This is a genomic window from Microcystis sp. LEGE 00066 (assembly GCF_015207925.1).
Classification (GTDB): Bacteria; Cyanobacteriota; Cyanobacteriia; order Cyanobacteriales; family Microcystaceae; genus Microcystis; species Microcystis ichthyoblabe_A.
On the sequence record NZ_JADEVX010000330.1, the window covers coordinates 1 to 1,916 of the forward strand.

At 39.6% G+C, this 1,916-nt stretch carries 1 protein-coding gene and 4 pseudogenes; 1 reads left to right on the plus strand and 4 read right to left on the minus strand.

Features of this window, described 5'->3' with window-relative positions; translation table 11 throughout:
• From IQ224_RS23185 to IQ224_RS23200, 4 genes and pseudogenes are all read right to left on the minus strand, one after another.
• Window positions 1-110: pseudogene (locus IQ224_RS23185) on the minus strand (helix-turn-helix domain-containing protein); the annotation flags it as partial.
• Window positions 111-369: 259 nt separating this feature from the next.
• Complete coding sequence (locus IQ224_RS23190; RefSeq protein ID WP_228036367.1) at window positions 370-585, minus strand: hypothetical protein; 216 nt, start codon at window positions 583-585, stop codon at window positions 370-372.
• Window positions 586-1,162: 577 nt separating this feature from the next.
• A pseudogene (locus tag IQ224_RS23195) lies at window positions 1,163-1,546 on the minus strand (RNA-guided endonuclease InsQ/TnpB family protein); the annotation flags it as partial.
• Window positions 1,531-1,694, minus strand: a pseudogene (locus IQ224_RS23200) (transposase); the annotation flags it as partial. The pseudogenes IQ224_RS23200 and IQ224_RS23195, both read right to left, overlap by 16 nt.
• 81 nt (window positions 1,695-1,775) lie before the next feature.
• Here IQ224_RS23200 and IQ224_RS23205 point away from each other — a divergent pair.
• Window positions 1,776-1,916 (plus strand): annotated as a pseudogene (locus tag IQ224_RS23205) (IS630 family transposase); the annotation flags it as partial.

Consider the following 1,916-nt stretch of genomic DNA (forward strand, 5'->3'; position numbering starts at 1 on the left):
GTGCTTTGATGACATCCGAGCCAGACGGCCATTTGCCGTTGAGATAAATTTCCCTCCTGACTAAGTTGGTAGAGCAAGTTTCTTTGTTCTATGTTAAGATGTTGAGGGCTTCGTTTTTGGGTCTGATTTGTTTTTGTTAATGATCAGACAGTACCTGATGAGCCTTTCTTTGTCAACTCTTGAGGTTGATGCGTTTCATTTTTGAATTGGCGCAATAATTCTGGCTCTTCGGTTTGTGTTATGCGATGAACTGGGTTTATAGGGGATGGAATCCTTATGTAGAAAGGCATTTGGCGATTTTTGTCAATTGTTTTTAACCTAAAGCGAACTCATCAATTAAGTCTCTTGCCAGATAAGGATTTAGTCAATTTATGCCCCCCTATCGAACCATACCAAGTAACGAAGAGCCATAATTCTTGACCGAGAGCGAAAACTTTTGTGCTGCACCCAAGCTTCTACGGTAAATCCTTGCGAATAATCTGTATTAGCTGCGGGTAACTGCACATAATAGTCTATGCCATCAAATGCTAGGACAGATTCGATAGCATCCTTCTTGACACTCGTAGTATTTTCCGTTTGACTCATTGTCATTTATCTCCGTAACTAATGGCCAGTTTAAGTTTGAACCTCTTGCATAATTAATTTTTCAGGGTTTAAAGACGGGAAAAATAATGATTAAATGGCCTAAAGTCTGAAATAGCCATTTAACTGATTATTATTCATTCTTAATTCTCCTGACTACTGGCTACTGACTCCGTTCGGCGGTTCGGCTGATCTCACCGTCGAAGCCTGATCTCACGGCCGAAGCCTAACCCCAACAACAATTTTTGATTTTTACAAGAGGTCTTTTGAACTCCACTGCCACTGTGCTGACTATAAAATACCTCATGGGGACTCGGATAGTCAAGGACTTTTTGCGGTCAATGTTTAACATAAGTCGTAATCGTTCAGATAGTTGAACTAAGTCGAGGTATCGCCACTCCGACTCGTCTTCAGAATGGAACGTGATAGTTTCTAATCATTGTGGTCATTGTCCTAAACATTTTCCAAACTTTTACCATTGGGTTCAATGGGAAAGGCAAAAGTAACCAACGCCCCAAAAAGAGAAGTGATAACTAAACCATTTGACGATCCCATCGCACTCATGCGAGAGATTCCCTGTTCATCCAGTTACCTTATCTATTAGGTTTTCACTTAATAGACAGTGGGTAGTCTGTCCGAGGGCTTGAATTTCTGTCCGCCCGAGAGTATTTGCCCGTGCGAGAATGTTTATAGCGGCGTTTTTATCTCTATCCAAGACACACCCACAAGAACAAATATGTCTTCTTACAGATAATGTTTTCTTGACAGGATTGCCACAACTTGAATATTGTTGGCTAGTATATTGTGGATTTACCGCTATCACAAACTTCCCGTGTATTTTCCCACAATAGTCTAAGCAATTGGTGAACATTGACAAGCTTGCATCTGAAATAGATTTAGCAAGCTTAGGATTTTTCACCATATTAGATACCTTCAAGTCCTCATAGACTACCAAAAAATCCGAAAGTTTCTCAAGCCATAGCCTCGCCGTTTTATTAGTTTAAGTTTATTGTTGATTTCCTCGACCCGACCTTCGTTGTCCTTCGCTCGAAATAAGCAATGATTTCTCCAAACCAGTTTCGGATTGTTTGGCAACTCTTGGTAAAAATACTAAGTAGTCATGCAAAATTAATTACCCAAATAAAAAATTAAGAAGTATAATACATGAAAAAACGAAGTAGCAGGAAAATACAATGAGATTGATTAAAGACCTAAACCCCGAGAGCCAGAAAATGCTAGAGAGAATTTATCGAGCTAGTAAACATCATCAAGTAAGAGAGCGAGCGAAATGTATACTCTTAAGTTTTCAGGGAACCACGATAGAAGAATTGAGC